Source organism: Paenibacillus hebaui (genome assembly GCF_051934385.1).
GTDB lineage: Bacteria > Bacillota > Bacilli > Paenibacillales > Paenibacillaceae > Paenibacillus.
The window spans coordinates 128,090-154,628 of the sequence record NZ_CP196836.1; the positions used below are offsets into that span (position 1 = coordinate 128,090).

19 protein-coding genes, 10 tRNA genes, 3 rRNA genes and 1 other RNA gene are annotated in these 26,539 nt (G+C 47.2%); all 33 read left to right on the forward strand.

Annotated elements, in window-relative coordinates; all coding sequences use genetic code 11:
• Positions 1 to 430: 430 nt before the first annotated feature.
• Positions 431 to 1,000, forward strand: coding sequence for a DNA-directed RNA polymerase subunit delta (gene rpoE / locus ACR32F_RS00610; RefSeq protein WP_440115217.1), 570 nt, complete (start codon positions 431 to 433; stop codon positions 998 to 1,000).
• Between the two features lie 491 nt (positions 1,001 to 1,491).
• Complete coding sequence (locus ACR32F_RS00615) at positions 1,492 to 3,096, forward strand: CTP synthase (RefSeq protein WP_440115219.1); 1,605 nt, start codon at positions 1,492 to 1,494, stop codon at positions 3,094 to 3,096.
• 219 nt (positions 3,097 to 3,315) lie between these two features.
• Complete coding sequence (locus ACR32F_RS00620; RefSeq protein WP_440115221.1) at positions 3,316 to 3,702, forward strand: response regulator; 387 nt, start codon at positions 3,316 to 3,318, stop codon at positions 3,700 to 3,702.
• 260 nt (positions 3,703 to 3,962) lie between these two features.
• Positions 3,963 to 4,817, forward strand: a complete 855-nt coding sequence (gene fba / locus ACR32F_RS00625) for a class II fructose-1,6-bisphosphate aldolase (RefSeq protein WP_440115223.1) — start codon at positions 3,963 to 3,965, stop codon at positions 4,815 to 4,817.
• A 149-nt stretch (positions 4,818 to 4,966) separates the two neighbouring features.
• Positions 4,967 to 6,220, forward strand: coding sequence for a UDP-N-acetylglucosamine 1-carboxyvinyltransferase (locus tag ACR32F_RS00630; RefSeq protein ID WP_440115225.1), 1,254 nt, complete (start codon positions 4,967 to 4,969; stop codon positions 6,218 to 6,220).
• A gap of 466 nt (positions 6,221 to 6,686) precedes the next feature.
• Positions 6,687 to 8,012, forward strand: coding sequence for a transcription termination factor Rho (rho, locus tag ACR32F_RS00635; RefSeq protein WP_440115227.1), 1,326 nt, complete (start codon positions 6,687 to 6,689; stop codon positions 8,010 to 8,012).
• 98 nt (positions 8,013 to 8,110) lie between these two features.
• Positions 8,111 to 9,388, forward strand: coding sequence for a radical SAM protein (locus ACR32F_RS00640; protein ID WP_440115229.1), 1,278 nt, complete (start codon positions 8,111 to 8,113; stop codon positions 9,386 to 9,388).
• Between the two features lie 99 nt (positions 9,389 to 9,487).
• Positions 9,488 to 9,685 (forward strand): 50S ribosomal protein L31, encoded by a 198-nt coding sequence (gene rpmE / locus ACR32F_RS00645; protein ID WP_440115231.1) that lies wholly within the window; start codon positions 9,488 to 9,490, stop codon positions 9,683 to 9,685.
• Positions 9,686 to 9,821: 136 nt separating this feature from the next.
• Positions 9,822 to 10,089: signal recognition particle sRNA large type (gene ffs / locus ACR32F_RS00650), an RNA gene on the forward strand.
• Positions 10,090 to 10,264: 175 nt separating this feature from the next.
• Positions 10,265 to 12,010, forward strand: coding sequence for a DNA polymerase III subunit gamma/tau (dnaX, locus tag ACR32F_RS00655; protein WP_440115233.1), 1,746 nt, complete (start codon positions 10,265 to 10,267; stop codon positions 12,008 to 12,010).
• A 41-nt stretch (positions 12,011 to 12,051) separates the two neighbouring features.
• Positions 12,052 to 12,363: a YbaB/EbfC family nucleoid-associated protein gene (locus ACR32F_RS00660; RefSeq protein WP_036607248.1), complete on the forward strand. Its 312-nt coding sequence runs from the start codon at positions 12,052 to 12,054 to the stop codon at positions 12,361 to 12,363.
• 35 nt (positions 12,364 to 12,398) lie between these two features.
• Positions 12,399 to 12,998, forward strand: coding sequence for a recombination mediator RecR (gene recR / locus ACR32F_RS00665; protein ID WP_440115236.1), 600 nt, complete (start codon positions 12,399 to 12,401; stop codon positions 12,996 to 12,998).
• Between the two features lie 195 nt (positions 12,999 to 13,193).
• Positions 13,194 to 13,472: a DUF2508 family protein gene (locus tag ACR32F_RS00670; RefSeq protein WP_440115238.1), complete on the forward strand. Its 279-nt coding sequence runs from the start codon at positions 13,194 to 13,196 to the stop codon at positions 13,470 to 13,472.
• Between the two features lie 37 nt (positions 13,473 to 13,509).
• Complete coding sequence (locus tag ACR32F_RS00675; RefSeq protein ID WP_440115240.1) at positions 13,510 to 13,779, forward strand: pro-sigmaK processing inhibitor BofA family protein; 270 nt, start codon at positions 13,510 to 13,512, stop codon at positions 13,777 to 13,779.
• A gap of 361 nt (positions 13,780 to 14,140) precedes the next feature.
• Positions 14,141 to 15,693 (forward strand): 16S ribosomal RNA (locus ACR32F_RS00680).
• A gap of 105 nt (positions 15,694 to 15,798) precedes the next feature.
• Positions 15,799 to 15,915: ribosomal RNA gene (gene rrf, locus ACR32F_RS00685) — 5S ribosomal RNA — on the forward strand.
• 36 nt (positions 15,916 to 15,951) lie between these two features.
• A tRNA-Ile gene (locus ACR32F_RS00690) sits at positions 15,952 to 16,028 on the forward strand.
• Between the two features lie 22 nt (positions 16,029 to 16,050).
• A tRNA-Ala gene (locus ACR32F_RS00695) sits at positions 16,051 to 16,126 on the forward strand.
• 203 nt (positions 16,127 to 16,329) lie between these two features.
• Positions 16,330 to 19,256: ribosomal RNA gene (locus ACR32F_RS00700) — 23S ribosomal RNA — on the forward strand.
• Together the 16S, 23S and 5S rRNA genes with 10 tRNA genes alongside form the textbook arrangement of a ribosomal RNA operon.
• Positions 19,257 to 19,340: 84 nt before the next feature.
• Positions 19,341 to 19,432, forward strand: a tRNA-Ser gene (locus tag ACR32F_RS00705).
• Positions 19,433 to 19,480: 48 nt separating this feature from the next.
• Positions 19,481 to 19,557: transfer RNA gene (locus tag ACR32F_RS00710), tRNA-Met, on the forward strand.
• Positions 19,558 to 19,566: 9 nt separating this feature from the next.
• Positions 19,567 to 19,642: transfer RNA gene (locus ACR32F_RS00715), tRNA-Val, on the forward strand.
• A gap of 5 nt (positions 19,643 to 19,647) precedes the next feature.
• A tRNA-Thr gene (locus ACR32F_RS00720) sits at positions 19,648 to 19,723 on the forward strand.
• Positions 19,724 to 19,732: 9 nt separating this feature from the next.
• Positions 19,733 to 19,810: transfer RNA gene (locus ACR32F_RS00725), tRNA-Asp, on the forward strand.
• Positions 19,811 to 19,832: 22 nt separating this feature from the next.
• A tRNA-Phe gene (locus ACR32F_RS00730) sits at positions 19,833 to 19,908 on the forward strand.
• A 9-nt stretch (positions 19,909 to 19,917) separates the two neighbouring features.
• Positions 19,918 to 20,003: transfer RNA gene (locus tag ACR32F_RS00735), tRNA-Tyr, on the forward strand.
• An 8-nt stretch (positions 20,004 to 20,011) separates the two neighbouring features.
• Positions 20,012 to 20,084, forward strand: a tRNA-Lys gene (locus ACR32F_RS00740).
• A gap of 135 nt (positions 20,085 to 20,219) precedes the next feature.
• Positions 20,220 to 21,299 carry a PucR family transcriptional regulator gene (locus ACR32F_RS00745; RefSeq protein ID WP_440115242.1) on the forward strand — a complete coding sequence of 360 codons (1,080 nt, stop codon included), beginning with the start codon at positions 20,220 to 20,222 and terminating at the stop codon, positions 21,297 to 21,299.
• Between the two features lie 105 nt (positions 21,300 to 21,404).
• Positions 21,405 to 22,529 (forward strand): ABC transporter ATP-binding protein, encoded by a 1,125-nt coding sequence (locus ACR32F_RS00750; protein WP_440115244.1) that lies wholly within the window; start codon positions 21,405 to 21,407, stop codon positions 22,527 to 22,529.
• 299 nt (positions 22,530 to 22,828) lie between these two features.
• Entirely contained in the window at positions 22,829 to 23,767 is a 939-nt protein-coding gene (gene hprK / locus ACR32F_RS00755; protein WP_440115246.1) for an HPr(Ser) kinase/phosphatase, read from the forward strand.
• Positions 23,768 to 23,878: 111 nt separating this feature from the next.
• Complete coding sequence (lgt, locus tag ACR32F_RS00760; RefSeq protein ID WP_440115248.1) at positions 23,879 to 24,916, forward strand: prolipoprotein diacylglyceryl transferase; 1,038 nt, start codon at positions 23,879 to 23,881, stop codon at positions 24,914 to 24,916.
• 6 nt (positions 24,917 to 24,922) lie between these two features.
• Complete coding sequence (gene ppaX / locus ACR32F_RS00765) at positions 24,923 to 25,579, forward strand: pyrophosphatase PpaX (RefSeq protein WP_440115250.1); 657 nt, start codon at positions 24,923 to 24,925, stop codon at positions 25,577 to 25,579.
• On the forward strand, positions 25,576 to 26,118 hold the full coding sequence (locus ACR32F_RS00770; protein WP_440115252.1) for an acyltransferase: 543 nt from the start codon (positions 25,576 to 25,578) through the stop codon (positions 26,116 to 26,118). Before ppaX ends, ACR32F_RS00770 begins: the two co-directional genes overlap by 4 nt.
• The last annotated feature ends 421 nt before the right edge of the window (positions 26,119 to 26,539 follow it).

Genomic DNA, 26,539 nt, shown 5'->3' on the forward strand with positions numbered 1-26,539 from the left:
CTGAGGTATTCTATGAATGCATTCATCCCGCCGCATGGGGAACTTGCCCTTTTTTTACAAAAAGACATTCACTTCGTGTCAAAACGGGCGCAGGGACATATGATGGATGGAGGGCTAGAGGGCTCTTGCGGGGACCTTGGTGAGGAGCAATCCTTCAAGGGTATACAGTCAGAAGGCGGAGGGGACTCCGTCTTCTTTATACGATGTATCTTGTATGCGAAAAACGATATGTCTGCAAGTTAGATGTCACTTTAAGGTCCGTACATTCCCCGATTAAGTTGGCTTGATGGTTTTATGCAACATCCTTACATAAAAACTTGCTTTTTAACGCTAAATAGGTTTTACTTAGGTTTGTTAATGGATATGTTATATGTAACGTTCCAGTTCGTAGGGATATAAAGTGAATTTGTGTGAGAGGAAGTGTCTGTCAGTGAGTACCTCGCTCAATTTGAAAATTGATAAAGAAAAGGTCAGAGAGATTCCTTTAGTGGACCTTGCCTTTATGGTGCTGAAAGTGGCGAATAAGCCGTATTACTACCGTGATTTGATGAATGAGGTAGCGAAACAGCGCGGAATGACTGATGAAGAAATCAACGAGTTTATCGCCCAGCTATATACCGAGATTAATATCGATGGCCGTTTTGCCTACGTCGGTACAAGTCTGTGGGGCTTGAAGCGCTGGTATCCGGTAGGTGGAGCGGAAGATACCATGACGGGTGCGAAGCGTCCGCGTATCATCAACGACGAAGACGATGATCTGGAAGACGAGGACTTCGGAGAAGAGGAAGACAGCTACAATAGTGACGAAGACTTCGATAACTCAGATGATGATCAGGACGAAGAAGATGAGGACGAGGATGAAGAAGAGGAAGAAATCTTTGACGAAGAGGACAGTGATGAAGAAGTTCTGGTCGAAGAAGATGATTTAGAAGAGGAAGACCTCGATGAAGATGAGTCCGAAGACGAGGGTGAATTTGACGACGATTCTGATAATCGGTAGTCATTTTTGATGTCGATATTTTACCCGTTTTCCCCGGATAGTCAGCCTTGACAGCGGACGGGGTAACGGGTAAACTATTGCATGGGCTTATGAATGAGCGACTTAATATTTATGTTTTTTATAAAAAGTGCCCCGTCCTGCGGGAGTACTTTTTTTGTATTTTTAGAGGCAGAATTTTGCAAAATGATTTGATTTCCGCATGCTCCCGGCCAACACTCCGTGGTCTGTTTTTGTATATCCAAAACTCCAAAAATAGATCGATCCGATGATCTCTATTTAGGGACAGACCCGGAAGGTGGCTCCCGGAAGGTTTGCACCATTCTATGCTGTAGAGCAAAGCTGTTTACACACGGTCTTCGCATGAAAGAGCAGTTAGCAGATGCAGGGAATTTCTGCCATTGCTCTTTTTAACGATGATTACCTGGGAAATGGGTTACGATAATACCATATATCGCCTGAATTTCTGTACTTATATTAGGAGGGTAATAACAGTGACAAAGTATATTTTCGTGACGGGCGGAGTTGTGTCCTCCCTAGGCAAAGGGATTACGGCTGCTTCGCTGGGCAGATTGCTGAAAAACAGAGGGTTGAAGGTAACAATCCAGAAATTTGATCCATACATCAATATTGACCCGGGAACGATGAGTCCTTATCAGCATGGTGAAGTATTTGTAACGGATGATGGTGCGGAAACGGATCTTGACCTTGGCCACTACGAACGTTTTATTGATATTAACCTCTCCAAAAACAGCAACGTCACGACTGGTAAAGTATACTCCTCCGTCATTAGCAAAGAGCGGCGCGGGGAATATCTGGGCGGAACGGTACAAGTGATTCCACACATCACGAACGAGATCAAAGAGCGCGTATTCCGCGCAGGACGTGAAGCGGGTTCGGATGTTGTAATTACAGAGATTGGTGGTACGGTGGGTGACATCGAGAGCTTGCCTTTCCTGGAAGCTATTCGTCAAATTAAGAGTGATGTAGGTCGCGACAATGTCATGTACATCCATGTAACACTTATTCCTTACATCAAGGCTGCCGGTGAAGTGAAAACCAAACCAACTCAGCACAGTGTAAAGGAATTGCGCAGCATCGGAATTCAACCGAACGTCATTGTATGCCGTACAGAATATGAATTGTCTGACGATATGAAGGCCAAAATCGCTCTCTTCTGCGACATTGATGAGAATGCTGTTGTTGAATGTCGTGATGCAGATACACTGTACCAAGTGCCATTGAACCTGCGTGAAGAAGGTTTGGACGAGATCGTGGTAAACCACCTGAAGCTGACTACTCCTGCACCGGATATGAGCGAGTGGGAAGGGCTGGTAGACCGGATTAACAAGCTTGAGCGTACAGTGGAGATTGCCATTGTAGGTAAATATGTGGCTTTGCATGACGCTTATTTGAGTGTTGTTGAATCGTTGTCCCACGCAGGATTCGCATCCAATGCTGATGTGAAGATCCGTTGGATTCACTCCGAAGATATTACCGATGAGAATGCGGGAGATCTTCTGCATGGCGTAGGAGGAATTCTCGTACCTGGCGGCTTCGGGGATCGGGGTATTGAGGGTAAAGTATCGGCGATCCGTTATGCCCGCGAGAAAAAAATCCCGTTCTTCGGTATTTGCTTGGGTATGCAGGTTTCTGTTATTGAATACGCCCGTTCCATCATTGGTTTGAATGGGGCGAACAGTTCAGAGATTAACCCGGCTACGGAATTCCCGGTAATTGATCTGCTGCCTGAACAAAAAGATATCGAAAACCTGGGTGGTACGATGCGTCTTGGTCTGTATCCATGTAAACTTCAGGAGGGCTCACTGGCAATGGCTTGTTATGATGACGAGCTGGTGTATGAGAGACACCGTCACCGGTATGAGTTTAACAATGAATATCGTGAAGCGATTGAAAAAGCAGGTTTGGTCATCTCGGGTACATCCCCGGATGGACGTCTGGTTGAGATCGTGGAGCTTCCGGGACATCCGTGGTTCCTGGCAGTACAGTTCCACCCGGAATTTACTTCCCGTCCGAACCGGCCCCAGCCTTTGTTCCGTGAGTTTGTGAAAGCTTCTTTGGAGAGCATTGGACAATAATTATAATTCATTAAGATATATAACGGGATGCTTCAGGTAACCGATACGGTGCCTGGAGCGTCCTGTTTTTTTACATCGAGATGGGCGAAATTGGTTTTCGACATTTTGCGAAGGAAGCAGGATTTTAATGGAAGAGGTAGAATACTTATCATGACGACTATGGGAGAGTTATCCAGATTCGGTGATGTACATGTTTTCCTAATTCTAGGAGGTTAATCAGTGGAAAATAAAAAAGTATTGATTGTTGATGACCAGAATGGCATTCGAATCCTTTTAATGGAAGTGTTCGGCAGCGAAGGTTACAATACTTTCCAAGCGCCCAATGGGAAAATTGCCTTGGAAATTGTGAATAACGACAAGCCTGATCTCGTGCTGCTCGATATGAAGATTCCCGGTATGGACGGCCTGGAAATTCTGAAACATATTAAGGAAATTGATCCGGATATTAAAGTCATTATGATGACGGCCTATGGAGAACTGGATATGATCAAGGAAGCTACGGACCTTGGAGCACTCATGCATTTTACGAAACCGTTTGATATTGATGAGATGCGAGTGGCTGTCAATATGCAGCTTCGAAACGACAAGGCGAATAAATGCAGCTGAATCCTGTAGATACAGGATTTTTTTGCGTGTAGAAACCTCAAGAGTGACTAATAGATATGCAGGGTATCTAGGTCAGGCTTCCGGGGAATATTGGAAATGGGGACGTCATCATGCGGTGTCTATGAAAACTGTGCTGCAAAGCACAGCATTTTTGCAAATGCTTGTTTAGTATTTGACATGGGATGTGGTATAATAAGCCCGTATGTGATTTCGGCTAAAAACCATAGACACAACCCAACACCCCTAGGAGGATTGAAACCATGCCATTAGTATCTATGACAGACATGTTGAACAAAGCGCTCGAAGGAAAATATGCAGTTGGTCAATACAACATCAATAACCTTGAGTGGACTCAAGCGATTCTTGGTGCTGCTGAAGAAGAGAAATCCCCAGTAATCTTGGGCGTATCTGAAGGTGCAGCACGTCACATGGGCGGCTTCTACACTGTAGTTAAAATGGTAGAAGGGCTCATTCACGACATGAAAATCTCCGTTCCAGTTGCAATTCACCTGGACCACGGTTCCAGCTTTGATAAGTGTAAAGAAGCGATCGATGCCGGATTTACATCCGTAATGATCGATGGTTCCCATCACTCCATCGATGAAAACATCGAAATGACTAAAAAAGTTGTTGAATATGCACACGCTAAAGGCGTTTCTGTTGAAGCCGAAGTAGGTACTGTTGGCGGACAAGAAGACGACGTTATCGGTGGTATCATGTACGCTGACCTTAACGAGTGTGTACGTATCGTTAAAGAAACAGGTATCGACACATTGGCTCCAGCTCTTGGTTCCGTACACGGTCCTTACCATGGCGAGCCTAACTTGGGCTTCAAAGAAATGGAACAAGTTCGCGATGCAGTTAACGTTCCATTGGTACTGCATGGTGGTACGGGTATCCCTAAACATGATATCGACAAAGCCATTTCCTTGGGTACTTCCAAAATCAACGTAAACACGGAGAACCAAATTGCTTTCGCAAGAGTGGTTCGTGAAGTGCTTGCAGCTAAACCGGATGCTTACGATCCACGTACATTCATCGTACCAGGCCGTGATGCAATCAAAGAAACCGTTAAAGGTAAAATCCGCGAGTTTGGTTCCAACAACAAAGCGTAATTTATCTTCACCAGTTCCATACTGTGTAAGTGGGAAGAACACCGCCTAGCCGGTGTCTTTCCATTTTCACACCTTATTTCTACATCGAAAGCCATCAGCACGTATTGCCGTTTATCGGCTGCAAAACACGTAGGGGGACATTAAGCTTTATGGAAAAATTATTGATTAGTGGCGGACGTCCGTTACAGGGAACTGTAACCATAAGCGGCGCCAAAAACAGCGCCATTGCGCTTATTCCTGCAGCATTGCTTGCCGAATCAGAAGTCGTGCTGGACAATCTGCCGCTTTTGAGTGATGTGGCGGTTTATGCGGAAATTTTGGAGGAACTCGGAGCTCATGTAACTTGGGAAGGCAGTCAGATGAAGATCGATCCTTCCGATATCAAATCCATTCCCATGCCAAACGGCCCTGTGAAGAAGCTTCGTGCTTCGTATTATATGATGGGTGCATTGCTTGGGCGTTTTAAAGAAGCAACCATTGGTTTACCCGGGGGCTGTAACTTTGAGCCTCGTCCGATTGATCAGCATATCAAAGGATTCGAAGCGCTTGGCGCAACCGTAACAAACGAACATGGCTCCATTCATTTGCATGCCAAAGAGCTGCGCGGAGCAAAGATTTATCTCGATGTAAGCAGTGTAGGTGCAACCATTAATATTATGCTGGCGGCTACTCGTGCCAAAGGCTCTACAATTATCGAAAATGCGGCTAAAGAGCCTGAGATTATAGATGTAGCAACACTTTTGAATTCCATGGGTGCCAGCATCAAGGGTGCAGGTACCGAGACGATTCGTATTGAAGGTGTGTCCGAACTTAAGGGCTGCCGCCATTCGATCATACCGGATCGCATCCAAGCGGGCACGTATATGATCGCTGCAGCAGCAACACGTGGAGACGTCCTGATTGATAATGTTATTCCCAAACATTTGGAGGCATTAACGGCTAAATTGCTTGAGATGGGTGTTGGCATCGAGGAATTGGACGAAAGTATTCGTGTCATCGGAAAACCTTCCTACAGTCACGTCGATGTTAAAGCGCTTGTCTATCCCGGCTTCCCAACCGACTTGCAGTCGCCGATGACCAGTGTATTAACGCAAGCGACGGGCGTGAGTGTCCTGAGCGACTTTGTGTATAGTAACCGATTCAAGCATGTTCCTGAATTGGTACGGATGGGCGCCAAAATTCGTGTCGAAGGACGTTCGGCGATCATTGAAGGCAGTGCGCTGAATGCAGCCAAGGTAAAAGCATCTGATCTTCGTGCTGGTGCAGCGCTGGTGATCGCAGGTCTCACCGTCAGTGAAGGTGTGACCGAAGTGACAGGCGTTGAATATATCGACCGTGGGTATGATCATCTGGTAACCAACCTGCGCCTCCTGGGTGCAGATGTATGGCGCGAGACGGATTAATCCAACCATGCTCTGCAAGATTAGTGTGATCAAATGATTATTTTGAAAGTACTGCATATCCTTTCAGTAATTGGGCAAACCTGTTTTAATAGAGTTCTCAGTCTCTCCGGGATAGACGAAATGTTTCTGTTTCCGATACCGGAGGGTCTTTTTTTGAATCAGACTTCATATGGCTGTAAGAACATCATTTCCTTTTCCCTAAACCCCGGTTTTGTTTGAACTGCGCTCCATAGCCGGTCTAACCGGATCGAACGCCTCATGTACTCGTGTTCACTCACTAGCGGATTATGCCGAATACTGGCCATCCCGCCCGGAAACTTACATTCAAAGACAAGTATTTGCATTATAACAGTTACATTCCGTACAATGGACAGAAGAGATTGGCAGAACGATGCTGGTCTTATAGCCGGACATCTAGCGAAACTATCCATTTCACGGACTTATTAATTGAATAGGTGGTTATTATATGGATCTACAAATTTCCGATTTGGAAGAAATGAAACTCACGGACCTTTACAAACTGGCCAAAAAATATCAAATACCCTACTATGGCACATTAAAAAAGAAAGAATTGATTTTCGCCATATTACGAGCTCAAGCTGAACAAAGTGGTTTGATGTTCATGCAGGGCGTGCTCGAAATTTTACCTGAAGGTTATGGATTCCTTCGACCTATTAACTACCTGCCAAGTACGGAGGACATCTACATCTCGGCCTCACAGATTCGCAAGTTCGATCTTAGAACAGGTGACCTCGTCTCGGGTAAGTGTAGAACACCTAAGGAAAACGAGCGATACTTCGGTTTGTTGCAAGTCAACGCTGTCAATGGTGAGAATCCATCAGCGGCTGCGGAGCGACTTCACTTCCCGGCTTTAACTCCACTGTATCCGCAGAAGAAATTGGTTCTCGAAACATCCCCCAACCATTTGTCCACACGTATTATGGATGTGCTCGCCCCGGTCGGACTGGGACAGCGCGGATTGATCGTAGCACCTCCCAAAGCAGGTAAAACACTTCTCCTCAAAGAAATTGCCAACAGCATCTCAACCAACAATCCTGAAATTGAACTATTTGTCCTGTTGATTGATGAACGTCCGGAAGAAGTAACGGATATGTCGCGTTCGGTTAAAGGGGAAGTTGTGTCTTCGACATTTGATGAACTACCTGAGAACCATATCAAGGTTGCGGAATTGGTACTTGAACGTGCGCTTCGTCTGGTTGAGGCCAAAAAGGATGTCGTTATCCTGCTGGATAGCATTACGCGTCTTGCCCGTGCATATAACCTGGTTATTCCTCCATCCGGTCGTACACTTAGTGGTGGTATCGATCCGGCTGCATTCCATCGTCCGAAACGTTTCTTCGGTTCTGCCCGGAATGTAGAAGAAGGCGGAAGCCTGACCATCCTGGCAACTGCATTGATTGATACCGGATCACGTATGGATGACGTTATTTATGAAGAATTTAAAGGTACGGGTAATATGGAGCTTCATCTGGATCGTCGTCTTGCAGAGCGTCGTATATTCCCGGCGATCGACATTCGTCGTTCCGGTACCCGCCGTGAAGAAGTGCTTCTGAGCAAGGAAGAACTTGATACGATCTGGGCTATTCGCAAAAATATGAATGATTCACACGACTTTGTCGAAAGCTTCTTGAAGAAACTTCGTAACAGCAAAACGAACGCTGAATTCTTGGCGGCATTTGATACAGCTGGCAGCAGTCCAACGAGCAATTCCGGAACAACTACGACTCGGCGTTCGCCAAGACAGACGGCAGCATCGGCAACAACGACCTAGAATTGCAGTAGATATTTAACTCGAATGTTGCAGCATTGCTGCTGGAATTACAATAAACTCGTCGTTTGGCTCAACCCATTAGATGTGAGGAGAACATCATGTATTTAGTATACGCAGATGAAAAAGGTAATGTATTTGATCATCCATCCCTGTACGGGCTTGCCCGCAGCGGAGATATGATCGTCGAAATTATGGAGGATGAACTCATTCCTCTGCCAGAGGGTGCAACACTGGTTGGACTCCCGAGTACACGGCCTATTGGTATGGACCCGGATACCGGTGAAATGCTGCCAATGCCTAATGACACACAGGCAGTAGGAGCCTTGCTTCCGCAAGGTTTCACCCGTTTGTGTCTGCCGGGGTATGTGAAGACAGATAAGGAGTACAAATTACCTTTGTTCGGATATTCCGCGGTAGTTTGGAAAGATGGTGCGTTCTACGTCACTGCCCAGATGTCGGACAGTCCCGAAAAGTGGAATCCATTAAATTGTGACCGCGATGATGTGCGCTCAGGGGTTAAACGTCTAACGAAGCAGTATCCTGAGAACCGTCTCTATACTCATCTGTCCAATTGTGCTCTTGGATATGAGTGTCTGACTTCGTCCAACACGTTTCTGAATCGTTGGGAAGGTGGCGTGCCCGTATCGTATTCCTGTAATGCGGGCTGTTTCGGATGTATCTCCGAACAACCGGATGACAGTGGATTTGTCTCTCCGCAAACCCGGATGAATTTCCGTCCGCGTGTAGATGAGATCGTTGATGTGATGCTGGAGCACTTAAAGACGCCTGAATCGATCATCAGTTTTGGGCAGGGTTGTGAAGGTGAACCTTCCACACAGGCCAAACTGATTATTGAAGCCATTCGTGAGGTGCGTTCCGTAACCGACATGGGGTATATCAATATTAATACCAACGCAGGTTTGAGTGATCACATGAGAGGCATTGTGGATGCAGGCCTGGATTTGATGCGAGTGAGTACAATTAGTGCACTGGATGACCACTACAATGCTTATTACAAACCGCGTGGTTATACACTCGCGAATGTGGAGAAATCGATGATATACGCTGCGGAGCAGGGTGTATATACCTCGATAAACTATCTGATCTTCCCGGGAGTAACGGATCGGGAGGAAGAGATTGAAGCCATGGTGGAGTTTGCCCGTAGAACCAAACTGCGTTTGATTCAGATGCGGAATCTCAACATTGATCCGGAGAGTTATCTGGACTTAATTCCACCAGCCCAAGGGGATATCCTGGGGATGAAACAAATGCTTGAGATCTTTAAAGAAGAGTTGCCTGATGTTGTTATTGGCTCATATACACATGTTCCACCAGCAGGAATGGCACGTCCAAAACGTTTGATCACCTCCTCATAACATTGGATTGCAACCAGGATTAGGCCGTGTTATAATCTTCGATGTTGTGTCATTTACTCTGGGTCCGCTTGAGGCTCAGGGCGGAAAGAGGTGAAAGAAATGAAAGAAGCAATTCATCCTAAATTCACTGTAGCCAAAGTATCCTGCGCATGTGGTAACTCATTTGATGCAGGTTCGGTGAAAGACGAACTGCGTGTAGAGATCTGCTCTGCTTGCCATCCGTTCTTCACAGGTAAACAGAAATTTCTTGATATTGGCGGCCGTGTGGACCGTTTCAAGAAAAAATACGGAGTCTAATTCAGCAACTCTTAACGAGTGGTCAGCTAATTGTATCAAAACGCCCCTGCCCATTTGGTAGGGGTTTTTATATACCGAATTTCTATCTTCCTCCTTTGGTTGCAATTTGGATAACCTTACGTTATACTATTTCTTACCGTGCTAGATGGGGAGGTAGCGGTGCCCTGTAACTCGCAATCCGCTATAGCGAGGTTGAATTCCTGCTAGAGGTTTTGTCGATGTGAGGTTTGGTCCCTGAACGTGGTGTTGACGGTTGGGTCCTCCGCAATGAGTACTCATGAACCTGGTCAGGTCCGGAAGGAAGCAGCCATAAGTGAGATCACTCTTGTGCCGGAGGATTGCCTAGCCCGAGCTATTGTTCAGGGGTGCCACTTGGATCGCAAATATCGATAGCAGGTGCACGGCTTACCATTTAAATGTAGGGACCTTTGCAGTCGTATGTATGCAGGGGTCTTTTTGATATGTCTTAAAAAAACCATGCATGAATGAGTCAGATAAAGTTTGGATTCACCCCAGAATATAGTATAATGGGGGAACGACAAAGGACTCGAATGCGAAGTGGAAGGAAGGTAACGCATCATGGAGCATATCGCGTTATACCGGGCTTGGCGTCCCCAGTCGTTTCAAGATATGGTGGGGCAACAGCATATTATTCAGACCTTGCAGAACGCGATTCGTGAACAGCGAACTTCCCATGCCTATTTGTTTAACGGGCCCAGAGGAACAGGGAAGACAAGTGCCGCCAAGATTTTGGCCAAAGCTGTGAACTGCGAGCGCGGGCCTGCGCCTGAGCCTTGTAACGAGTGTGAAACTTGCCGCAGAATTACAACCGGCGCTGTAATGGATGTTCAGGAGATTGATGCGGCATCTAACCGGGGTGTTGAAGAAATCCGTGATCTTCGGGAAAAGGTTAAATATGCCCCAACTGAAGTCCGGCAGAAAGTCTATATTATTGATGAAGTGCACATGCTGACGACAGAGGCATTCAATGCTTTGCTCAAAACATTAGAAGAACCGCCGCCACATGTGATGTTTATTTTGGCAACAACAGAACCCCATCGTCTTCCGGCGACCATTATTTCTCGCTGTCAGCGATTTGATTTTCGCCGGGTGTCCTTGGAAGAGCAGACAGCAAGGCTTACACTGATCTGTGAACAGGAAGGTATGGAAGCTGATCAGGATGCGCTCCAGTATATTGCTCGTCTGTCTGACGGAGGAATGAGGGACGCACTTAGTGTCCTGGATCAGATCTCTTCTTTTACAGAAGGAAAAGTAACCTATCAGCAGGTTATGGATATGACCGGAGGCATACCTTCGGAGCAGTTTGCCAAGCTTGCTACCGCTCTGCTCAAAGGTGATGTGGGTCATATTTTGCAGATGATCGAAGGCTTCATGCATGAAGGCAAAAGTGCAGACAAGTGCATGGAGAATTTACTGTATTATTTCCGTGATTTGCTTATGATTAAAATGGTACCAAATGCGGATAAACTGACGGATCGTGTACTTGATCCCGAGTCTTTTCGTGATATGGCGGAATCATTCACTAAGGAACAGCTGTTCCAGATGATTGATACGCTTAACCGGTATCAGAGCGAAATGAAATATGCAGTACAGCCGCAGACGTTATTTGAAGTTGCGTTGCTTAAACTGTGCAGTATTCCAGCGCAAGGGGAGGCAGCCAGTCAGGCTGCGGCATCATCTCATACTGCGCTTGCTGATGGTGGAGAGATCAACCGCTTGAAACAGCAACTTGCTGAGCTGGAGAAGAAATTAGATCGTGCGCTTAAAGGTGGTTTATCCGGAGGAGAGGCTGCATCCAATAGTCCCTCCCGTCCGGCAACACGAGCTCCAGTATCCAGAGGGAACTCGCCTGCGAAGCTTCCTGCACAGTTGGATCAGTATGTTGCGCGCAAGGGAGCCCCTGAATTCGTGGAGATCAGCAAAAAATGGAGTCAGATCCTGCAACGAGTGAAGGAAGAGAGGGTTACCGTTCACGCCTGGTTTGTGGATGGTGAGCCGGTATCATTGCTTGAAGACAACGTGCTGGTTGCTTTTAAAAACAACATTCACCGTGAAACGACGGAGAAGCAGGCTAACCGCGAAGTCATTGAGCGGGTGTTGTCCGAACAACTTGGACGTCCGGCACGATTGGTGACGATGATGCTCAAAGATTGGACCGGAGCAATGGAAGGAGCTTCTGAAGCGCCAAAGGAGGACTTTAAGCTTGAACCTGAGCATGAAGACGGCGGTTCAGGCAACAAACAGCCTTGGATTGATGAAGCCATCCAGCTCTTTGGTGAGGACCTTGTAGTGATCAAAGAATAATGCGCATAGCGCGATAACTATAAAAAAGGAGATGAACAAATATGAACAACATGAACCAAATGATGAAACAAGTGAAGAAAATGCAGGAGCAAATGCTGAAAGCGCAAGAGGAATTGGCGGACAAAACAGTCCAAGGTACTTCGGGTGGTGGTGTTGTGACGGCTGAAGTTAACGGACACAAGAAATTGCTTGCTATCACGATCAAACCTGAAGCGGTAGATCCGGAAGATGTTGAAATGTTGCAGGATCTCGTTATGACAGCTGTTAATGATGCAATGGCCAAAGCGGATGAGATTGCCAACAAGGATATGGGCAAGTTCACAGGCGGCATGAATATTCCGGGATTATTTTAATTAAAAATTGATCCTGTCAAAGGAGACACAATCGATTGTATTATCCCGAACCAATAGCCAAGCTGATTGATGCCTTCACCCGGTTGCCGGGTGTGGGTCCCAAGACGGCAGCGCGTTTAGCTTTTCATGTGCTTAACATGAAGGAAGATGACGTTATTGATTTTGCCAAAGCGCTCGTCAGTGTTAAGCGGAATCTTCATTACTGTTCCATTTGCTGTAATATCACAGACACCGACCCGTGCCGGATCTGTCAGGATAAATCCAGAGATGTCTCTGTAATCTGTGTAGTTCAGGATTCAAAGGATCTGGTGGCGATGGAGCGTACCAAAGAATTTGATGGATACTACCATGTGTTGCAAGGATCGATCTCTCCTATGGAGGGAATTGGGCCGGATGATATCCGTTTGAAGGAACTTCTGACACGGCTGAGTGATGAACGGGTGAAAGAACTGATTCTGGCAACGAATCCGAATATCGAGGGTGAGGCCACGGCGATGTATATTTCGCGCCTGGTTCGTCCGTTTGAAATTATGGTAACGCGGATAGCTCATGGGCTGCCTGTAGGCGGCGACCTGGAGTATGCAGATGAAGTGACTCTTTCCAAAGCGCTAGAAGGGCGCAGGGAAATGCGGTAGGTAAGATAGTCTGTGCACAGTACTGAGAATGTGCTCAATCACGGATCGTTTTTCTATAAAGTATAAAATAAGTTTGAATTGCGGAGAGCCTGTGGGCTCTCTTTTTTTTGTTCAATCTAGCTGACGCGGTTCTAAGTTTGTCCTTTCCCTGGTATGTATGAGAATATGCTGTGCTAATCAGGAAGGGGAGAGCTTATGTTTATATGGCGAAATGCACGTAGCTCTGCAGAGAAGCGTAACAGATTGCGGGAAGAGTTAGAGGAGGAAGAGATTTATTCAGATATCCAGAAAGCCAAATCAGAGTGGGAACGGGCTGTAAGACAGTTTGAAGAGGCTCGGGGAGAGGATGAGATTGATTATGCCATCTATGTGCTGGAGGCAGCGGAACGTAAATATCAGATTCATTTGAAGCGTGCCAAGCGCGCGGGAGTGAAGAGGGCGGCTAATTTAGCAGACCGGGGGATGAGCGTTTAAGTTGCGATAAGACATTTAACTATAGGGAGTGTTAGATATGAAGAGTCTTATTCTGGGGAGTATATTGGTTGTATCCTTGGTAGGATTAGTTATTGTTGTATTCAGAAAACGGCTGGGGTTATCCTTCTTTACATCATTTGGCATTCATCTGGTGTTAGCTGCAATAGGAATATATATCGTCAATTATTCAGGTTGGATCACTGGAACATACATCCCGCTGAACCCTGTAACAATAGGTACTGTAAGCGTTCTGGGGTTGCCAGGGGTAGGGTTATTGTTGGGATTGAAAATTTCTTTATTTGGGTAGTTGACTCACTGGATATTTGTATGATACATTATATCTCGTTGCTTTGCTTGCTTGGTTAAATGCTTTTGAGGAAATGAATGAGTTCGTTAAGAACTTGAAAAAGAATTTCAAAAAAAAGCTTGACTGAAATGAATGAAGCATGGTATATTATAAAAGTCGCCGCTGAGAGAAAATGGTGACGAAAAAGAAAGAAAATAATCAAGTTTGATCTTTGAAAACTGAACAACGAGTGAGTAAACATTCTGCTTGCAGAATGAACGCGAAAGTTTGAGACAAGCCTTGGCTTGAATCAACTGGAGCACAAATGAGGTTTTTTTAATCTCGTCAGATTCAAAATGAGCTTATCGCTCTTTTCAATACTTTATTGGAGAGTTTGATCCTGGCTCAGGACGAACGCTGGCGGCATGCCTAATACATGCAAGTCGAGCGGAGTGGATAGGAAGCTTGCTTCCTTGATACTTAGCGGCGGACGGGTGAGTAACACGTAGGCAACCTGCCCTCAAGCTTGGGACAACTACCGGAAACGGTAGCTAATACCGAATACTTGTTTCCTTCTCCTGAAGGAAACTGGAAAGACGGAGCAATCTGTCACTTGGGGATGGGCCTGCGGCGCATTAGCTAGTTGGTGAGGTAACGGCTCACCAAGGCGACGATGCGTAGCCGACCTGAGAGGGTGATCGGCCACACTGGGACTGAGACACGGCCCAGACTCCTACGGGAGGCAGCAGTAGGGAATCTTCCGCAATGGGCGAAAGCCTGACGGAGCAATGCCGCGTGAGTGATGAAGGTTTTCGGATCGTAAAGCTCTGTTGCCAGGGAAGAACGTCCTTGAGAGTAACTGCTCAAGGAGTGACGGTACCTGAGAAGAAAGCCCCGGCTAACTACGTGCCAGCAGCCGCGGTAATACGTAGGGGGCAAGCGTTGTCCGGAATTATTGGGCGTAAAGCGCGCGCAGGCGGTCATTTAAGTCTGGTGTTTAATCCCGGGGCTCAACCCCGGATCGCACTGGAAACTGGGTGACTTGAGTGCAGAAGAGGAGAGTGGAATTCCACGTGTAGCGGTGAAATGCGTAGATATGTGGAGGAACACCAGTGGCGAAGGCGACTCTCTGGGCTGTAACTGACGCTGAGGCGCGAAAGCGTGGGGAGCAAACAGGATTAGATACCCTGGTAGTCCACGCCGTAAACGATGAGTGCTAGGTGTTAGGGGTTTCGATACCCTTGGTGCCGAAGTTAACACATTAAGCACTCCGCCTGGGGAGTACGGTCGCAAGACTGAAACTCAAAGGAATTGACGGGGACCCGCACAAGCAGTGGAGTATGTGGTTTAATTCGAAGCAACGCGAAGAACCTTACCAGGTCTTGACATCCCTCTGATCGATGCAGAGATGTATCTTTCCTTCGGGACAGAGGAGACAGGTGGTGCATGGTTGTCGTCAGCTCGTGTCGTGAGATGTTGGGTTAAGTCCCGCAACGAGCGCAACCCTTATATTTAGTTGCCAGCACTTCGGGTGGGCACTCTAGATAGACTGCCGGTGACAAACCGGAGGAAGGTGGGGATGACGTCAAATCATCATGCCCCTTATGACCTGGGCTACACACGTACTACAATGGCCGGTACAACGGGCTGCGAAATCGCGAGATGGAGCGAATCCCAACAAAGCCGGTCTCAGTTCGGATTGCAGGCTGCAACTCGCCTGCATGAAGTCGGAATTGCTAGTAATCGCGGATCAGCATGCCGCGGTGAATACGTTCCCGGGTCTTGTACACACCGCCCGTCACACCACGAGAGTTTATAACACCCGAAGTCGGTGGGGTAACCGCAAGGAGCCAGCCGCCGAAGGTGGGATAGATGATTGGGGTGAAGTCGTAACAAGGTAGCCGTATCGGAAGGTGCGGCTGGATCACCTCCTTTCTATGGAGAATCGTTTCCCGAGTGGAAACATTCAAATATAAAATCTAGCCAAGTCGGCTATTTACTCACTCGTTGCTCAGTTTTGAGAGCTCAAACTCTCAAGCGTTTGGTGGCGATAGCGAAGGGGTTCCACACGTTCCCATCCCGAACACGACCGTTAAGCCCTTCAGCGTCGATGGTACTTGGACCGCAGGGTCCTGGGAGAGTAGAACGCCGCCAAGCGTGACCCATTTTGGGTTCGAATATAATATATAATGTGGGCCCTTAGCTCAGTTGGTTAGAGCGCACCTCTGATAAGGGTGAGGCCGGTGGTTCGAGTCCACCAGGGCCCACCATTTTTACCTTAAAAAAATATATGGGGCCATAGCTCAGCTGGGAGAGCGCCTGCCTTGCAAGCAGGAGGTCAGCGGTTCGATCCCGCTTGGCTCCACCAACAAGATTTTACAAGCTTGTTCTTTGAAAACTAGATATCGAAACGAAATTTTGCGAATTAGAACATTCCTTTAAACTGATCTTGTGTAAACAAGTGAAGTGTTTATAAGGTAGATTGCATGAGCGAGTGATCGAAATGGAGCGACTTTTGGCTTTGGACGTAGTCCAAAACAAGCGGAGCGACAGCTCGAACACGAGCGATATGGTTAAGCTACTAAGAGCACACGGAGGATGCCTAGGCGCTAGGAGCCGATGAAGGACGTGGCGAACAACGAAACTGCCTCGGGGAGCTGTAAGCAAGCTTTGATCCGGGGGTGTCCGAATGGGGAAACCCAGCTGGGGTAATTTCCAGTTACTCACAACTGAATACATAGGTTGTGCAGAGGCATACCAGGGGAACTGAAACATCTAAGTACCCTGAGGAAGAGAAAACAATAGTGATTCCGTCAGTAGCGGCGAGCGAACGCGGAGAAGCCCAAACCAGAGAGCTTGCTCTTTGGGGTTGTGGGACGTCTCACATGGAGTTACAAAGGAGCCGATTAAGCGAAGAGGTCTGGAAAGGCCCGCCAAAGAAGGTAAAAGCCCTGTAGTTGAAAGTCTGCTCTCTCCGAGACGGATCCCGAGTAGTGCGGGGCACGTGAAACCCCGTATGAATCCGGCAGGACCATCTGCCAAGGCTAAATACTTCCTAGCGACCGATAGTGAAGCAGTACCGTGAGGGAAAGGTGAAAAGCACCCCGGAAGGGGAGTGAAATAGAACCTGAAACCGTGTGCTTACAAAAAGTCAGAGCCCGTTTTAGGGGTGATGGCGTGCCTTTTGTAGAATGAACCGGCGAGTTACGTTCCCGTGCAAGGTTAAGGTGATGAGCCGGAGCCGCAGCGAAAGCGAGTCTGAATAGGGCGAGTTAGTACGTGGACGTAGACCCGAAACCGGGTGATCTACCCCTGTCCAGGGTGAAGGTGCGGTAACACGCACTGGAGGCCCGAACCCACGCATGTTGAAAAATGCGGGGATGAGGTGGGGGTAGCGGAGAAATTCCAATCGAACTCGGAGATAGCTGGTTCTCCCCGAAATAGCTTTAGGGCTAGCCTCGGAAAACAGAGTCGTGGAGGTAGAGCACTGATTGGGTGCGGGGCCCGCAAGGGTTACCAAGCTCAGTCAAACTCCGAATGCCATAGACTTACTTCCGGGAGTCAGACAGTGAGTGCTAAGATCCATTGTCAAAAGGGAAACAGCCCAGACCATCAGCTAAGGTCCCCAAGTGTGTGTTAAGTGGAAAAGGATGTGGAGTTGCCCAGACAACCAGGATGTTGGCTTAGAAGCAGCCACCATTGAAAGAGTGCGTAATAGCTCACTGGTCGAGTGACTCTGCGCCGAAAATGTAACGGGGCTAAACACACCACCGAAGCTATGGCTTGATGCTTTGCATCAGGGGTAGGGGAGCGTTGTATAAGGGTTGAAGGTGTACCGTAAGGAGCGCTGGACATTATACAAGTGAGAATGCCGGTATGAGTAACGAAAAGATCAGTGAGAATCTGATCCGCCGAAAGCCTAAGGGTTCCTGAGGAAGGCTCGTCCGCTCAGGGTAAGTCGGGACCTAAGGCGAGGCCGAAAGGCGTAGTCGAAGGACAACAGGTCGAAATTCCTGTACCACCGTAAGCCGTTATGAGCAATGGGGGGACGCAGCAGGGTAGTGACGCGGACTGATGGATGTCCGTCTAAGCAGTGAGGCTGATGTGTAGGCAAATCCGCACATCGATAAGGCTGGGCTGTGATGGGGAGCGAAAATTATAGTAGCGAAGGTCATGATCTCACACTGCCAAGAAAAGCCTCTAGCCAGGTGATGGTGCCCGTACCGCAAACCGACACAGGTAGGCGAGAAGAGTATTCTAAGGCGCGCGGAAGAACTCTCGTTAAGGAACTCGGCAAAATGACCCCGTAACTTCGGGAGAAGGGGTGCCCCGGTAGTGTGAATAGCACGAGGGGGCCGCAGTGAAAAGGCCCAAGCGACTGTTTAGCAAAAACACAGGTCTGTGCGAAGCCGTAAGGCGAAGTATACGGGCTGACGCCTGCCCGGTGCTGGAAGGTTAAGGGGAGTGGTTAGGAGCAATCCGAAGCTGTGAACCGAAGCCCCAGTAAACGGCGGCCGTAACTATAACGGTCCTAAGGTAGCGAAATTCCTTGTCAGGTAAATTCTGACCCGCACGAATGGCGTAACGACTTGGGCGCTGTCTCAACGAGAGATCCGGTGAAATTTTAATACCTGTGAAGATGCAGGTTACCCGCGACAAGACGGAAAGACCCCATGGAGCTTTACTGCAGCTTGATATTGAATTTGGGTACGATCTGTACAGGATAGGTGGGAGCCTTTGAAGCATGAGCGCCAGCTTGTGTGGAGGCACCGTTGGGATACCACCCTGATCGTATCTAGGTTCTAACCTGGTACCGTAATCCGGTGCGGGGACAGTGTCAGGTGGGCAGTTTGACTGGGGCGGTCGCCTCCTAAAGAGTAACGGAGGCGCCCAAAGGTTCCCTCAGAATGGTTGGAAATCATTCGAAGAGTGCAAAGGCATAAGGGAGCTTGACTGCGAGACCTACAAGTCGAGCAGGGACGAAAGTCGGGCTTAGTGATCCGGTGGTACCGCATGGAAGGGCCATCGCTCAACGGATAAAAGCTACCCTGGGGATAACAGGCTTATCTCCCCCAAGAGTCCACATCGACGGGGAGGTTTGGCACCTCGATGTCGGCTCATCGCATCCTGGGGCTGAAGTAGGTCCCAAGGGTTGGGCTGTTCGCCCATTAAAGCGGTACGCGAGCTGGGTTCAGAACGTCGTGAGACAGTTCGGTCCCTATCTGTCGTGGGCGTAGGAAATTTGAGAGGAGCTGTCCTTAGTACGAGAGGACCGGGATGGACGTACCGCTGGTGTACCAGTTGTTCCGCCAGGAGCACCGCTGGGTAGCTATGTACGGAAGGGATAAGCGCTGAAAGCATCTAAGCGTGAAGCCCCCCTCAAGATGAGATTTCCCAGTATGTAAGACCCCTTGAAGACGACGAGGTAGATAGGCTGGGGGTGGAAGTGCAGCAATGCATGGAGCTGACCAGTACTAATCGGTCGAGGGCTTATCCAATTGCAGGTTGTAAGACGCAAATTTCGTTTCGAATCTAGTTTTCAGGGAGCAATCCTTGTGAGAACTGTTTATGATTGACTATTTGGAGAGATACCCAAGTGGCTATAAGGGGACCCTCTGCTAAGGGGTTAGACTGCGTAAGCGGTGCGAGGGTTCGAATCCCTCTCTCTCCGCCATCTTTACCTTAAGATGGACAAGCAATCAAAACAAAGTTTTATTAATATGGCGGTGTAGCTCAGCTGGCTAGAGCGTACGGTTCATACCCGTGAGGTCGGGGGTTCGATCCCCTCCGCCGCTACCATATTACCCAGGAGGCTTAGCTCAGCTGGGAGAGCATCTGCCTTACAAGCAGAGGGTCGGGGGTTCGATCCCCTCAGCCTCCACCATATACGCCGGTGTAGCTCAACTGGTAGAGCAACTGACTTGTAATCAGTAGGTTGGGGGTTCAAGTCCTCTCGCCGGCACCATTAATGCCTGGAACCGTGGTGTAGTTGGCCTAACATGCCTGCCTGTCACGCAGGAGATCGCGGGTTCGAATCCCGTCGGTTCCGCCATTAATCCCAAAAAATTAAATAAGGCTCGGTAGCTCAGTCGGTAGAGCAGAGGACTGAAAATCCTCGTGTCGGCGGTTCGATTCCGTCCCGAGCCACCATTTAATCCTGGAGGATTAGCGAAGTGGCCAAACGCATCAGACTGTAAATCTGCTCCCGTACGGGTTCGGTGGTTCGAATCCATCATCCTCCACCAGTTTTTTTGAGTCATTAGCTCAGTTGGTAGAGCACCTGACTTTTAATCAGGGTGTCGAAGGTTCGAGCCCTTCATGACTCATCTTTCAAAAAGAGTGTTACATCACTATAATGATGTAACACTCTTTTTTTTGTTATAAAAAAATTGGAGTGAAAGGCGAGGCTTCGCAAGGTGTGATAAAATAATAGAAAAAAGCAGAGTGGTGGCGTTCATTACATGAAGCTCATACCTGATTTAAAATTTAAAATCGAAGCCATTATAGGCACTACCTTGAATGATTCGGAGATAACTATAGAAGCATGGAATCAATCTGACAAGAACAATGAGGATTATATATATTTTGAAATTGGGAAGAACGAGAAGGATGGAACGCTCTTATGCTGGAGCTGTTCTGCTGAGTACATTACGCCTGAAGTACAGCGTTTAATTGAGCTTCTCATTAGTAATAATGGAGAATCACTCGATCAAGAAAAACCCACGATTTATGAAAATGATAGAGAACAGCAACTCGCCGAACTGGGTCATTGGCTTCGGCAACAGATAGAGTATCCCGGCAAGCAAGAGCCTGTACCTGATCATTTTCAATTGGCTGTAGAATTGAATTCAGAGAAAATCCTGTTTTTGCTGCAATGTGAGACACCCGATGCGCATCGTATTCGTTCCAAGGAACTGAACAAGTTGCTGGAAAGCTATTTTGGCGAAGAAATTATGCTGATTCCTTTAGGGGAGCAAGAGTGGCTCTTTTTGGGCGATGAACAGATTGTTACAGGAGAAGCCGAAGAGGATACAACTGAAGCCAGGAAGGATTTACTGAATGCCTTTTGCCTGGGGTTGTACGAACTAGTGGCCAGCGAGTGGGCGGGAGTATTCCATTTGTCGGCATCATTACCTTGTATCCCCGCAAAACAATTGTCCTCGGTAACAGCACTCCTTGAGGAAAGTGTTCACTTGGGGAGATCGTTCCATGTTGCACAGCACATCCATCTTCCTTGGGATCTTCATCTAGAACGTTTGGTGGCGTGCATTCCAGAACAGCAGCGTCTTCGTTTCATCAAGGAAACAGGCAAAGGTACGGTATTGTTTAATGACAGTGAAACTCTTGCAACCCTGGAGACCTTTTTCAGTCTGGATTGTAATGTCAGCGAGACAGCAAAGCGACTCTTCATTCATCGAAATACCTTAGTATACCGTTTGGATAAGATCAAACAGGAGATTGGATATGATGTGAGGAACTTTGAAAGTGCTGTTCTGGTGCGGCTTTTACTACTTATGTACAAAGTGACGAAAAAGCTGTGATATTTTTGTGCAGTTTGCGAATAGTCAAACACCATGCTAATAGGTTAATATAAAAATACAAAATGTATTCGATTACAAAATGATCTCTCTGAGGAGGCAACAATCATGGCTGGTGTACGTTTAGAGCATATTTTCAAAAAATACCCGGGTTCTGATAAAGCAACAGTAGTTGATATTAACCTGGACATTAAAGATAAAGAATTTCTGGTATTGGTAGGTCCGTCCGGTTGTGGTAAATCAACAACACTGCGTATGATCGCAGGCCTTGAGGAAATTTCTGAAGGTAAACTCTATATCGGTGACCGTGTCGTTAATGATGTTGCACCTAAAGACCGCGATATCGCGATGGTATTCCAATCCTATGCCTTGTATCCGCATATGAGCGTATATCAAAACATGGCGTTTGGTTTGAAATTACGTAAAGTGAAAAAAGATGAGATCGACAAACGTGTACGTGAAGCAGCTAGAATCCTGGATATTGAACATTTGCTTGAGCGTAAACCTAAGGCTTTGTCCGGTGGTCAACGTCAGCGTGTCGCTCTGGGACGTGCGATCGTCCGTGATCCACAAGTGTTCTTGATGGATGAGCCTCTCTCCAACTTGGATGCCAAACTGCGTGGTCAAATGCGTGCTGAGATCACTAAACTTGCGAAACGTTTGGAAACAACGGTTATCTACGTAACGCATGACCAGATCGAAGCCATGACGATGGGTGATCGGATTGTTGTTATGAAGGATGGTATCATCCAACAAGCAGCTTCTCCGGAAGAGCTTTACAACCTGCCGGCTAACCTGTTCGTAGCTGGTTTCATCGGTTCCCCGACAATGAACTTTATTTCGGGTAAACTCGCTGAGCAAGGTACTAGCATGCATTTCGTAGCTCCTGGTGTGGATGTTGAGATCCCGCAAGGTAAAGCGCAAGTACTGAAATCAAGAGGATACATTGGCAAAGAAGTGATTCTGGGTGTTCGTCCAGAAGATATTCACGAAGAGCCAGTATTCCTGGAAGCATCCCCGAACTCTGTATTTTCTACTCACGTAGATGTAACAGAGAACTTGGGTCACGAAATGCTCCTCTACTTGAGCGGTGTAGGTAACGACACTACAATCGCACGTGTAGACGGACGTTCTAACACTCGTGATGGTTCCACAGTTAAAATGGCAATTGACATGAACAAGGTTCATATCTTTGACAAAGAGACTGAAGTGAACGTTCTCCTTCAAGACTAATTATTACTGGGATTCCTCGGGTATAATGGAACCTGTAATTTAACGCAATCATACATTGTAATCAGAGCCCCTTCCGTTATTGCTGGAAGGGGCTTTTTTGACTCATGAACGGGCAGAGTCCACGATTGCATTCAGCCCGGAATTCATTTAAGATTATTTGAAGGTTATAGAATGGATGGGTATACTGAGAAATTCTATAACTGTAAGGAAAACGTCTGTTAAAGCCTTAATAATGGAATTGAATGATGCAAAATGCTGATGTACATAGAGGGACAGCGAATGCTGAAAGGAAGAGACAAATGGCGAAAAAAGTGAAAGTATCTGAATTGGTACAGCAGTTCCAATTGGAGGTTGTTTCTGGATCCCACGGACTGAAAAGAATCATTACCGTAGACGATTTGAACCGTCCTGGCTTGGAGATGGCCGGTTATTTTGAATATCATCCGCAAGAACGGGTACAGCTCCTTGGTAGAACAGAGTTGGCTTTTTTTGCAATGTTGCCAGAAGATGAACGCCGTGACCGGATGCAGCGGCTCTGTACAGAAGAGACGCCTTGTATTGTAGTGACCCGTGGACTCGAAGTTCCACAGGAGCTGATTGATATCAGTGAAGAACAGAACCTGGCCGTGCTTCGCAGTAATATGGCTACAACGATTCTATCCAGTCGTATCACAGGCTTCCTTGAGAGTAAACTTGCACCAACAGCAACGATTCACGGTGTATTATGTGACGTTTACGGGGTAGGGATGCTGATTACGGGAAGCAGCGGTATCGGTAAGAGTGAAACGGCGTTGGAACTGGTCAAACGCGGCCACCGACTGATTGCCGATGATGCGGTAGAAATTCGTCAAACGTCAGACTTTCAGCTTCACGGAACAGCACCTGAGTTGATTCGCCACCTGCTCGAAATTCGCGGAGTCGGTATCATCAACGTAATGACGTTGTTCGGAGCAGGCGCAGTACGTAATAACAAACGAATTACATTGGTTGTTCGTCTGGAAGCTTGGCAGCAGGACAAGCAGTATGATCGTCTCGGTTTGGATGAAGAGACCACTCGTATCATTGATACAGACGTACCTCTTGTAACGATTCCTGTTCGCCCGGGACGGAACTTGGCTGTTATCATTGAAGTAGCAGGAATGAATTATCGTCTGAAACAGATGGGGCTTAATGCTGCGTTGCAGTTCACTAACAAGCTGACAGCAACCATTTCAGAAGATATGGAAGATATGGATTAAGAAATATTATATAGAGACCAATTGTTGATATGCTTACTCCTATATCTGGGATGGGAGCATGCGATAATTGGTTATGCGTGTAAATGAGTGAATTTATAGGAGTGTGAATGAATGGATACATTATTACTATTGAACCCGATTGCGTTCTCCATCGGAGCGTTAAAGGTTCACTGGTACGGGCTTATTCTTGGAACAGCGGCACTTGTAGGGTTGCTGCTCGTGATCCAGGAGGGCAAACGGTACAGAATTCCGCAGGAAGTGTTTATGGACATGGTTCTGCTGGGCGTACCTTCCGCCATCATTGGTGCCCGTATATACTATGTGGCATTTAAGTGGGATGATTATAAGGATAATTTCTGGGATGTTTTTAAGATATGGAATGGTGGTATCGCCATATACGGTGCACTGATTGGTGCAATCATATGTGCAGTGATTTTCTTTCGTCGTAAAGGGTATAATTTCTGGCGCATGGCAGATATTTGCGCACCAGGGCTGATCGTTGGACAACTGATCGGACGTTGGGGTAACTTTGTGAATCAGGAGGCCTACGGCGGTCCTGTAGAAGAGACGTTTTTGAGAGATAGGCTTCATTTGCCGGACTTTATCGTTAATCAGATGAACGTGGAAGGTGTGTTCCATCATCCTGCGTTTTTGTATGAATCGATGTGGAGTCTCGTTGGTCTGGTCCTGCTGCTCGTTCTGCGTCGTCAGAAGTTTCTGCGTTCAGGCGAACTGTTCATGTCTTATTTTATCTGGTACTCGATTGGTCGTTTCTTTATCGAAGCTTTACGTACCGACAGTCTGGGCTTTCAGGCGCCGCAATGGGTTGCTTCAATGGTGGATGGTTTATGGTCCCCAATGACGGCTATGGGCTTCGAGCAAGGATATCTTGATCCAGCCTACGGTAATGTGAGAATCTCACAACTGCTCGCTATTGGTATCATTATTGCTGCCGTTGTATTCATTGTAGTGAGAAGAATGACAGGCAAAGCAGATGTGCGTTATAGCGATCCGATCGTATCATCCAAAGTTCCATCGGAACCATCCGATGATATGATGCATACAGGTCCGATTGCAGGCAAAGAGGACACGGTAACCTCAGTCCCTCTCAAAGAGGAGCATAAGCAAGCTGAAGATAAAAAGGAGTAATGCAACATGATTGACACGGTATTGTTTGATTTGGATGGAACCATTATTGATACCAATGAACTGATTATCAACTCTTTCCTTCATGTCATGGAGGGGTTGCAGTTGTCTACCCCATGGACACGGGAACAGATCATTCCACATATGGGTGGTACACTCGAGAATCAGATGCGTACGTTCTCCGGTAAAGAGGATGTTACCGAGTATGTGAAAGGATATCGAGCGTACAATGATGTGCATCATGAGGCGATGGTTCAGCCATTTCCTCATGTGATTGAGGTTGTTGAAGCTCTTCATCAGGCTGGGATTGTGATGGGGGTTGTTACAACGAAGATCCGTCCATCCACCCTTAAAGTACTGGAGCGTTTTGACCTGTTGAAGTATATGAAAACGATTGTGACCGTGACGGATGTGACGCATCCGAAACCGCATGCTGAACCTGTACTGAAAGCCATGGAGGAACTGGGTGCCGACCCTGCCAGAACGTTGATGGTTGGTGACAGTCCGGTTGATATTCAGTCGGCCCAAAATGCGGGTGCACTCTCAGCAGGCGTTGCTTGGTCTCTCAAAGGAGAGACTGTATTGAACGGATATAGACCCGATTACATTTTGCATGACATGAAGGACTTACTTGCGCTTATCCGTATTGAAACGGAACATTCATGAGAAAAGTAACCCGCTATCCAGTGGACAGCCATAACGCACTTTGGCATATCTACAAGACAGTGAGTCCGTGGAAAGGTGTACGTAACTTCATCTGGATTCAATTATCACGGTATTGTCCGATTCTTCCGGTGAAGAATTGGATCTACCGTCGAATGCTGGGCATGAAGGTAGGCAAACATACGGCATTTGGGCTAATGGTGATGGTGGATGTGTTTTTCCCAGAGAAAATTACGGTCGGTGAAAACTCCGTCATCGGTTACAACACGACGATTCTGGCTCACGAGTATCTCATTAAGGAGTACAGGCTTGGTGAGGTGATTATCGGAGAAAATGTGCTGATCGGTGCAAATTCAACCATCCTGCCGGGTGTGACCATTGGAGATGGAGCCGTTGTGGCTGCTGGAGCCGTTGTACATAAGGATGTAGCCCCAGGAGCTTTTGTTGGAGGGAATCCACTGCGTGATCTGTCGCGCTCCGATGTTTCAGGGGATGAGATCGTCGTCAAGACAGATGAACCTGTTCAGGGGCGTTTGGAATAGGAGAACGAATCACAAAAAGTTCATTCAAGAACAGTGTAAGAACAGAACAAGAGCAAGAACAGTGGATAACAGATCAAGGATGGAACAAGAGAACTTGATGGCTGGAAACAAGGTAAGGATTTGTCTGGAACAGATCTGGGACAGGTCTTGCACAGACGATAAAGAAGATAACCGGAATTGGCTCAGTCAGTAGACGGCGATTATGCCGAACTAATGAAGAAGTGAAGAAGTAAGGAAGCTGCTGAATGGCAGCTTTTTTCGTATATAAATATCGTTACGGAAGACTAGAGAAATCGGGTCAAAACAACATGTCCATGCAAGGATGACAAAGCACCAGTATTGTTGACGGTGAGGAGGCATTCATGTTATCATATCCCATATCCTTTAGTTTGTTAGCACTTTACCATACGAAAGTAATTAT

Coding starts and splice junctions, on each gene's coding strand:
- ACR32F_RS00660 (WP_036607248.1), top strand. CDS start 12,052: ATGAACAACATGAACCAAATGATGAAACAAGTGAAGAAAATGCAGGAG.
- ACR32F_RS00770 (WP_440115252.1), top strand. CDS start 25,576: ATGAGAAAAGTAACCCGCTATCCAGTGGACAGCCATAACGCACTTTGG.
- ACR32F_RS00750 (WP_440115244.1), top strand. CDS start 21,405: ATGGCTGGTGTACGTTTAGAGCATATTTTCAAAAAATACCCGGGTTCT.
- ACR32F_RS00670 (WP_440115238.1), top strand. CDS start 13,194: ATGTTTATATGGCGAAATGCACGTAGCTCTGCAGAGAAGCGTAACAGA.
- lgt (WP_440115248.1), top strand. CDS start 23,879: ATGGATACATTATTACTATTGAACCCGATTGCGTTCTCCATCGGAGCG.
- ACR32F_RS00745 (WP_440115242.1), top strand. CDS start 20,220: ATGAAGCTCATACCTGATTTAAAATTTAAAATCGAAGCCATTATAGGC.
- rpmE (WP_440115231.1), top strand. CDS start 9,488: ATGAAAGAAGCAATTCATCCTAAATTCACTGTAGCCAAAGTATCCTGC.
- ppaX (WP_440115250.1), top strand. CDS start 24,923: ATGATTGACACGGTATTGTTTGATTTGGATGGAACCATTATTGATACC.
- hprK (WP_440115246.1), top strand. CDS start 22,829: ATGGCGAAAAAAGTGAAAGTATCTGAATTGGTACAGCAGTTCCAATTG.
- rho (WP_440115227.1), top strand. CDS start 6,687: ATGGATCTACAAATTTCCGATTTGGAAGAAATGAAACTCACGGACCTT.
- ACR32F_RS00630 (WP_440115225.1), top strand. CDS start 4,967: ATGGAAAAATTATTGATTAGTGGCGGACGTCCGTTACAGGGAACTGTA.
- ACR32F_RS00640 (WP_440115229.1), top strand. CDS start 8,111: ATGTATTTAGTATACGCAGATGAAAAAGGTAATGTATTTGATCATCCA.
- ACR32F_RS00675 (WP_440115240.1), top strand. CDS start 13,510: ATGAAGAGTCTTATTCTGGGGAGTATATTGGTTGTATCCTTGGTAGGA.
- fba (WP_440115223.1), top strand. CDS start 3,963: ATGCCATTAGTATCTATGACAGACATGTTGAACAAAGCGCTCGAAGGA.
- dnaX (WP_440115233.1), top strand. CDS start 10,265: ATGGAGCATATCGCGTTATACCGGGCTTGGCGTCCCCAGTCGTTTCAA.